The organism is Limnofasciculus baicalensis BBK-W-15 (genome assembly GCF_024178385.1).
Lineage (GTDB): Bacteria > Cyanobacteriota > Cyanobacteriia > Cyanobacteriales > Coleofasciculaceae > Limnofasciculus > Limnofasciculus baicalensis.
Genome location: NZ_JAMZMM010000293.1, coordinates 1 through 7,815, shown reverse-complemented (window position 1 = coordinate 7,815; position 7,815 = coordinate 1). Strand labels below are relative to the sequence as shown.

At 45.1% G+C, this 7,815-nt stretch carries 10 protein-coding genes; 1 reads left to right on the top strand and 9 read right to left on the bottom strand.

Annotated elements, in window-relative coordinates; genetic code table 11:
• Positions 1–262: 262 nt before the first annotated feature.
• The 9 genes from NJ959_RS22275 to NJ959_RS22235 form a co-directional block, all read right to left on the bottom strand.
• Positions 263–1,213, bottom strand: a complete 951-nt coding sequence (locus NJ959_RS22275; protein WP_254013936.1) for a F0F1 ATP synthase subunit gamma — start codon at positions 1,211–1,213, stop codon at positions 263–265.
• Positions 1,214–1,381: 168 nt separating this feature from the next.
• Positions 1,382–2,899, bottom strand: coding sequence for a F0F1 ATP synthase subunit alpha (gene atpA, locus NJ959_RS22270; protein WP_254013935.1), 1,518 nt, complete (start codon positions 2,897–2,899; stop codon positions 1,382–1,384).
• A 151-nt stretch (positions 2,900–3,050) separates the two neighbouring features.
• Positions 3,051–3,608, bottom strand: a complete 558-nt coding sequence (gene atpH, locus NJ959_RS22265; protein WP_254013934.1) for an ATP synthase F1 subunit delta — start codon at positions 3,606–3,608, stop codon at positions 3,051–3,053.
• Positions 3,605–4,153: a F0F1 ATP synthase subunit B gene (locus NJ959_RS22260; protein WP_254013933.1), complete on the bottom strand. Its 549-nt coding sequence runs from the start codon at positions 4,151–4,153 to the stop codon at positions 3,605–3,607. The genes atpH and NJ959_RS22260 overlap by 4 nt, the downstream gene beginning before the upstream one ends.
• 79 nt (positions 4,154–4,232) lie before the next feature.
• Positions 4,233–4,664, bottom strand: a complete 432-nt coding sequence (locus NJ959_RS22255; protein ID WP_254013932.1) for a F0F1 ATP synthase subunit B' — start codon at positions 4,662–4,664, stop codon at positions 4,233–4,235.
• A gap of 268 nt (positions 4,665–4,932) precedes the next feature.
• The gene (gene atpE / locus NJ959_RS22250) at positions 4,933–5,175 is read right to left on the bottom strand and encodes an ATP synthase F0 subunit C (RefSeq protein WP_256529591.1); all 243 of its coding nucleotides are present in this window, start codon (positions 5,173–5,175) and stop codon (positions 4,933–4,935) included.
• Positions 5,176–5,287: 112 nt separating this feature from the next.
• A complete protein-coding gene (atpB, locus tag NJ959_RS22245; RefSeq protein WP_254013931.1) occupies positions 5,288–6,040 on the bottom strand; it encodes a F0F1 ATP synthase subunit A in 753 nt (250 codons plus the stop codon).
• Between the two features lie 118 nt (positions 6,041–6,158).
• Positions 6,159–6,614, bottom strand: a complete 456-nt coding sequence (locus tag NJ959_RS22240; protein ID WP_254013930.1) for an ATP synthase subunit I — start codon at positions 6,612–6,614, stop codon at positions 6,159–6,161.
• Positions 6,615–6,666: 52 nt separating this feature from the next.
• The gene (locus tag NJ959_RS22235) at positions 6,667–6,822 is read right to left on the bottom strand and encodes a hypothetical protein (RefSeq protein ID WP_254013929.1); all 156 of its coding nucleotides are present in this window, start codon (positions 6,820–6,822) and stop codon (positions 6,667–6,669) included.
• A 127-nt stretch (positions 6,823–6,949) separates the two neighbouring features.
• Between NJ959_RS22235 and larC the strand changes: the two genes are divergently transcribed.
• Positions 6,950–7,815: nickel pincer cofactor biosynthesis protein LarC (gene larC / locus NJ959_RS22230; RefSeq protein ID WP_254013928.1), on the top strand; the 866-nt coding region annotated here is incomplete at its 3' end.

Genomic DNA, 7,815 nt, shown 5'->3' with positions numbered 1-7,815 from the left:
CGGGTAATTCTTCTGATGAAGGTAAGCAATAGAGTAGGTTGTAGTTTAACATGATATGAATTCTGTTTTGAGTTTTGGTAGAGGAGGCGATATGAGTTGGGTCTTTATTTACCATATCAATTATAATTTAGGTATTGAGCGCACTGTGTAAGTTTTCAGCTTACCCCGACTGTCACCAACATTGGGGTATTTTTTATTGTCAACAAAAAGCGCCTGAGTCGCCTCAGACGCATTCTACTAATTTCAACTAAAAAGACAAAACTTAACCATTGAGTGCGTTTGCACCACCAACAACTTCCAGAATTTCCTGAGTAATTGCCGCTTGCCGCGCCTTATTATAAGTCAAGGTTAAAGTACCAATCAGTTCGCTAGCATTATCACTAGCGCTGTTCATCGCCGTCATCCGAGCCGCTAATTCGCTTGCTGCTGACTCTTGTAATGCTCTGAGTAACTGATTATTCAGATAAAGAGGCAAAAGAGCATCGAGAATTTGCACGGGATCTTGCTCGAAGATCATCTCGCGAGGGAAAGGACGATTTGTCATTGAGACTTTCTCTCTTGTCACCTCAAAATTGCCACCACGAGTTGTTAGTCTAAATACTTCATCATCGTGAGGTTCTAATCCTTGAGGTGTCAAAGGTAGCAGGGTTTGAATCACTGGACGAGAACTAATCAAGGAGACAAATTTGGTGTAAACCAACTCAATTCTGTCTACTGATTCTGATAGGAATAAAGATAGCACTTCGTCAGCAATCATCGAGGCTTCCGTTGCTGTAGGAATTTGCTCTAAACCCGTATATTTCGCATCGATGGGCTGATTGCGACGCTCAAAGTATTGAATCGCCTTACGTCCCACCAAGATGTACTTGTACTCTACCCCTTCCTTCTGAAGTTCCTTAGCACGATTTTCGGCGCGGCGGATGACGTTATTATTGTAACCGCCACACAAACCGCGATCGCCGGAAATGACCAACAATCCCACACGTTTGACTTGGCGTTGCTTGAGTAGGGGCAAGTTCGCCTCTTCAAACTGCAAACGGTTTTGTAAGCCGTAGAGAACCTGTGCCAATCTATCCGCGAAGGGACGAGTAGCAATCACTTGTTCTTGAGCGCGACGGACTTTAGCTGCTGCTACCAGACGCATCGCTTCGGTAATTTTCTGAGTATTTTTGACCGACAGAATGCGATCGCGAATTGTTTTGAGATTAGCCATAATTTTATTTTTTGTTGTTTGTTGTTTGTTTGTTGTTGTTTGTTATTAGTTGTTGGTTATTTGTCGTTTGTTATTTCTTGGTTATTTATTGTTACTAACAACAAACAACCAACTACAAACAGCCAACTACAAACAACCAACAACAAACAACCAACAACAAACAACTACTTACGCTGATGCCAAGAATGTCTGCTTGTATTCGGTAATTGCTTCCTTGAGGAGAGTTTCGGCTTCGTCTGTAAGCTGTTTCTCGCTCTTGACGATTTCACCGTACTTCACCTTGCTGGTTTTCAAGTAATCGCGCAGCCCCTTGGTAAAAGTGGTGATTTTGTTAACTGCGATGTCATCCAGATAACCATTTAATCCTGCGTACACTAGCGCCACTTGCTCGTAAACGGCTAAGGGAGAGTACTGTGGTTGCTTCAGGAGTTCCCGCAGGCGTTGACCCCGTGCGAGTTGATTTTGGGTAGCTTGATCTAAATCGGAGGCAAACTGAGCGAAGGCTTGCAAGTCATCAAACTGTGCTAATTCCAGCTTTAATTTACCTGCAACTTTTTTCATCGCCTTGGTTTGGGCGGCTGAACCCACCCGTGACACGGAGATACCGGGGTTAATTGCTGGGCGCAAACCGGAGTTAAATAAGTTGGAGGAGAGGAATATTTGACCGTCGGTAATCGAAATTACGTTGGTGGGAATATACGCGGACACGTCACCTGCTTGGGTTTCAATGATTGGCAGGGCTGTCATGCTACCGCCACCGAGGTCGTCACTGAGTTTAGCGGCTCTTTCTAATAGACGGGAGTGGAGATAGAAAACGTCTCCAGGATAGGCTTCCCGTCCGGGTGGGCGGCGCAGGAGCAACGACATTTGGCGATATGCTTGGGCTTGCTTGGAAAGATCATCGTAAATGATCAGTGTAGCTTTGCCCTTGTACATGAAGTATTCTGCGATCGCAGCGCCTGTGTAAGGAGCCAGGTACTGTAATGTAGCGGGGTCAGAGGCGTTGGCTGCGACGATAGTGGTATATTCTAATGCTCCTGCTTCCTGAAGCACACCTGCTACCTGAGCGACTGTCGATGCTTTTTGACCGATGGCGACGTAAACGCAAATCACGTCTTCGCCTTTTTGGTTGATGATGGTGTCAATTGCGATCGAGGTTTTTCCGGTTTGTCTGTCACCAATAATTAATTCCCGCTGTCCGCGCCCGACGGGAATCATCGCGTCAATAGCGGTAATACCAGTTTGCATGGGTTCGTGTACGGAACGACGAGCCACAATACCGGGTGCGCCGGACTCAACTAGGCGGAATTCGGTGGTTTGGAGGTCTCCTTTACCATCAATGGGGCGACCTAATCCGTCTACTACGCGACCAGTCATCGCTTCTCCCACAGGGACCTGAGCGATTTTTCCAGTAGCTGTTACTGAGCTACCTTCTTGAATCTCGCGCCCTTCACCCATTAACACCGCACCCACGTTGTCTTCTTCAAGGTTTAGAGCAATTCCGACGGTCCCGTCTTGAAATTCTAATAGTTCGCCGGACATGCACTTATCTAAGCCATAAATCCGGGCAATTCCGTCACCTACTTGCAATACAGTACCAACGTTGGATACTTGGACTTTTTGGTCGTACTGTTCGATTTGCTGGCGAATAATGCTGCTAATTTCGTCTGGTCTAATGCTGATCATAGTTGTTTGTTGTTTGTTGTTTGTTGTTTGGAGGGATAAATTTTTGAGTTTTGAATTTTGAGTTTTTAGTTTTGAATTAATATTTTTAACTCATAACTCTTTTTAACTCATAACTGAGAACTCAAAACTAAAAACTCTCTTCCCCCATTTTCTAAGCGGCACTATTCAATCGGATACTAATGCGGCGTAGTTGTCCTCGCAAACTTGAATCAATGATTTGAGAGCCGACTTTAATAATAACGCCGCCAATTAAATCTGGTTCGATTCTGGTTTCAATTTCTACGTTTTGCGCCCCTGAGATTCCGATTACTTGCTCGCGAATTGCTTGCTCCTGGCTTTCGTTTAGGGGAACAGCAGAAGTCACTTCGGCAACAACAACTTGATTTAGTTTGTTCAGAAGTGTCCGATACTGTTGGCAAATTGGTTCCAAAAATTGGATGCGCCCCCGATTTACCAGAATTTTTAAGAAATTCATGATGTAGGGGTGAACTTGTTCTCCGGCAATCCGTTGTAATATCCCTTCTTTGTCTTCAGCTTTTACCACTGGGCTGGCAAGAAACTGTTGCAATTCAGGAGATTGGGATAGGAGATTTAGCAATGATGCCACTTCCTCACCGAATTGTTGGGTGAGGTTATTGGCTTGAGAGAGATCCATTAATGCTTGGGCATAAGGCTCTACGATTCCGGCACTTAGTAAACTGCCTTTCACGATTTACCTCCCAACTGAGAAATACTGCGATCGATAAGTTGTTGTTGAGCGGCTTCATCTAGTTGAGAGCGTAGTTGCTCTTCTACTCGTGACATTGCCATTGCCGCGACACGTTGTCTTAGTTCTGCGATCGCTCTTTCTCGTTCGGTGTTAATATCCTGCACTGCGGTTTCTTTTAAGCGCTGGACATCTTTTTCGCCCTGAGCTATCATTGATTCTTTTGCTGTTTTGGCACTTGCTTCGGCTGCTTTACGAATTCGTTCCGCTTCTGCTTGGGCTTTAGCCAATTTTTGCTGTCCATCTGCTAGGGCTTCAGCGGCTTTCTTTTGCCGTTCTTCTGCTTCTTGAACTGCTTCAGCAATCCTGGCGGTTCTATCCCCCAAGGTTTTGCCGAATAATTTTGTGCCAAAGTATATTAGCACGCCTACCAAGATTGATAGGTTGATCAGGTTGGTTTCCCAAATGTCTAAGTTTAGACCGAAACCGCCTTCTCCATGTGCCTCTGTGGCTGCCTCTGTGGCTAATAAAAAGACATTGTGGATCATAATCAATTACATGCGTTGCCGCTCAATCTCTATTCTTGACAAGGCCATTTGGAAAATTATCAATTGCCACAATTTTCCTTTATCTTACTAACTCTGGACCTAGGAGTTTTTCTAGGATCTGGCGACTGAGAGCATCAACTTGTTGTTCTAGAGATCGCATCGCTTCTTGCTTTTGCTGCTCTATTTCTTGGCTTACTTGTTCTCGTTGAACCCTAACTTCTTGTTGGGCTTCAGCAACAGCCGCCGCCGTAATTTTCTTAGCATCGGTCTGAGCAGCTACTATAATAGATTGCGACTGCCTGCGGGCTTCTGCTAGCTGCTCTTCATATTGCTTGGCTAATTGTTCCGCTTTTGAGGTGCGTTCCCGCGCCTCTTGTTCGCTATTGCGGAGGTAATTATCGCGCTCGTCTAGCACCTTACCGATTGGCTTATACAAAATTACATTTAATATCGCTGCCAACAGGAGGAACTGTACTGCCATCACTGGCAAAGTCGCATCGAAATCAAACATTTTTCACCGACTTCAATTTTTAGGAACGTAATGACAACTTACCAAGGCTGAAGTTTAAAGGCTGAAGTTTAAAGGCTGAAATTTAAAGACCGAAGTTTAAATACTAAAATTTAAAGGCTGAATATTACATTCAGAAAGCCATGCTTGACTTCTAAACTTTTCCCCTCTTCATTTCAGTCACGCAACCCTGCGTTCATTCTTCATCCTTTATATTTCATCCTTCATCCTTCATCCTTCATCCTTCATCCTTTACACTTACTTCTAAGTTCTATACAAATGGGTTGGCAAACAAGAGAACTAGTGCTACCACCAAACCGTAAATGGTCAGTGATTCCATGAATGCCAGGGTTAACAGCAATGTGGCGCGAATTTTTCCTTCTGCTTCTGGCTGACGGGCAATACCAGCTACGGCTTGACCAGATGCTGTACCTTGACCGATACCAGGTCCAATTGCTCCCAAACCAATAGCTAGACCAGCACCGAGAACTGAAGCCGCTGTAACTAATTCCATGATGATTCTTCTTACCTTTCTTGAGTACGATATGAACAACTGAAAAATTTAATTGTTGCTATTTTAGATTTTAGATTGAATAGAACCATTTAATCCAAAATCTAAAATTCGATTATTCGTGGTGTTCGTCACCACCATGCCCTGCTGTCGCCTCATGAATGTAGGCTGCTGCTAATGTGGCAAATACCAGGGCTTGAATTGCACTGGTAAACAAACCTAGGGCCATGACTGGCAGAGGTACGAACAGAGGTACGAGAAGGACTAGCACTGCCACCACTAACTCATCCGCCAGGATGTTACCAAATAGACGGAAGCTTAGGGAAAGGGGCTTGGTGAAGTCTTCTAATATCGCGATTGGCAATAAGATGGGGGTAGGTTCAACATATTTGCGAAAGTAACCCAGCCCTCTCTTTTTAAAACCTGCGTAAAAGTACGCCAAAGATGTTAGCAGTGCCAATGCCACTGTAGTATTAATGTCATTGGTTGGTGCAGCTAGTTCACCTGATGGTAGGTGAATCAGCTTCCACGGCAATAATGCCCCGGACCAATTGGACACGAAGATAAACAAGAACAACGTACCGATAAAAGGTATCCAGGGACGGTAATCTTTTTCACCTAGCTGGCTTTTTGCCAAATCCCGCAGAAATTCCATGGCATATTCCATTACATTCTGGATGCCTCTGGGAACTTGCTGGACGTTTCGAGTAGCAGCAATGGAAGCTATGGCGAGAAGGGCAATCACAAACCAGGAGGTGAGCAAAACCTGCCCGTGTATTTCTAAACCGCCAATGTGCCAGTACAGATGCTGCCCAACTTCTAATGATGCTAGGGGTAAATAATTGAGAACGCTCAAACCATCTATCATCTTTTACTCACGGGGGCTTGGAAACCACTATCTTTTTAGTGGTGGAGGAAACATGACGCACCTTTTTTTAAGGGCATACCCTTTCGGGTATAATTGTTAGTTAATCTAACAATTTAACTTACTTGGAAGCAGGCCAAATAATACGTGGCAGCATGTAGACTAAGATCGTTGCTTTATAGGTTAGGAATCCTAACACTATGGGCACAATCTGTAAGGATTGCCATTTACTGGCGACGACAAATAGTAGCACCAAGAGAGCCAATCGGTTCTTACTCAGACCCATTCTTTCTCGTCCCAGGCGTTCTACGTCTTTTACCAACATTCTTAAGTAAACCACACCGACGACCGCTCCGATCCCATAACTTCCTGCAATCTTGAGGGAGTAAAAAAACCACACACAGATAAAAATAATCGCAGCGATTCCCAGAGTGCCCAACAGTAAGGTTTGCTCCAGTTGGTAGTACTCCTCCATTGCAGAAATTGATGGTGGGGGTAGGGGAATCGATAAATCGATTTCCTCTGTTGTCGATGTTACCGTCGATGTCGGTTCAAGAGATTCGCCTGAAACGTTCACAAGAACTCCGGGATGTTGGTGCAAGACAAAACCTGCTCAAAACAGGCTTGTCTTAATTAACTCGCTTGTTTTGACGCTTGCTTCCTGCTTCTGCCAAGGGTGTTTCCACCGTCTTGTCCACAGGCGTTAATTCCGCAGTTGCCCTGCGTAGTCGGTCATTAGGGGCATTGTCTGGGTCTACAAACGCAGATCCAGGACATTCAGCCACAGGTCATCATATCACGGAGCGGTAACAATACGTGAACTAGAGTCTCCTAGGCAAATATTTGGCGATTCCTCTCTATCCGGCGAGTGTCAGAATAGGTTAAGCAGCATTAATAATCGAAAATGTATTTATGACCAAACTAGCCTACCTGGATTGTCAAACGGGAATTGCTGGGGATATGTGTTTAGGGGCACTAGTCGCAGCAGGTGTGCCTTTGGACTACTTAATCGAAAAACTTAAGGGGCTTGGTATTCACGATGAGTATCAGCTATGGGCTGAAACTGTCCACCGCAACGATCAATTGGCAACCAAAGTCCATGTAGATTTACTTAATGAACCTCACCATCATCACCATGAGAGTCATTCCCATCCTCACCCTCATCCTCACGAGGATGCTTTAGCGCTGTCATCTGGCAATGACACTGAGACATCTCGCCACCACCACAATTCAGTGGATACAGCAACTCGATATCTGCCAGAAATTGAGCGATTAATTATAGAAGCGGGATTACCGCCACGGGTAGTCGAGAGAAGTCTGGCGATTTTCCGTAATTTGGCAAAAGCGGAAGGATTAGTCCACGGTATTCCCCAAGAGTTGGTTCATTTTCATGAAGTGGGGGCAACTGATGCGATCGTGGATATTGTGGGAACTTGTTTGGGTTTAGATTGGCTAGCTATTGACAAAATCTACTGTTCCCCCATGCCTACAGGCGGTGGTACAGTTTGGGCTGCTCATGGTAGGTTACCAGTACCTGTCCCGGCGGTGATGAAATTGTGGCAATTGCATCAAGTACCTGTTTATAGTAATGGCATTGAACGAGAATTGGTGACACCGACAGGGGCGGCGATTGCTGTTACTCTGGCGACTAGCTTTGGCGCTCCACCACCGATGATAATTCAACAAGTTGGTCTTGGTGCAGGCTCTTCTCAGTTACCGATTCCTAATATACTACGGTTCTGGATTGGAGAGAGTGGGGAATGGGGAGTGGGGAGTAG

Bases quoted from the DNA above. Each gene is read 5' to 3' on its own strand.
- NJ959_RS22275 (WP_254013936.1), bottom strand. From the start codon at position 1,213: ATGGCTAATCTCAAAACAATTCGCGATCGCATTCTGTCGGTCAAAAAT.
- atpA (WP_254013935.1), bottom strand. From the start codon at position 2,899: ATGATCAGCATTAGACCAGACGAAATTAGCAGCATTATTCGCCAGCAA.
- NJ959_RS22260 (WP_254013933.1), bottom strand. From the start codon at position 4,153: ATGATCCACAATGTCTTTTTATTAGCCACAGAGGCAGCCACAGAGGCA.
- NJ959_RS22255 (WP_254013932.1), bottom strand. From the start codon at position 4,664: ATGTTTGATTTCGATGCGACTTTGCCAGTGATGGCAGTACAGTTCCTC.
- atpE (WP_256529591.1), bottom strand. From the start codon at position 5,175: ATGGAATTAGTTACAGCGGCTTCAGTTCTCGGTGCTGGTCTAGCTATT.
- atpB (WP_254013931.1), bottom strand. From the start codon at position 6,040: ATGATAGATGGTTTGAGCGTTCTCAATTATTTACCCCTAGCATCATTA.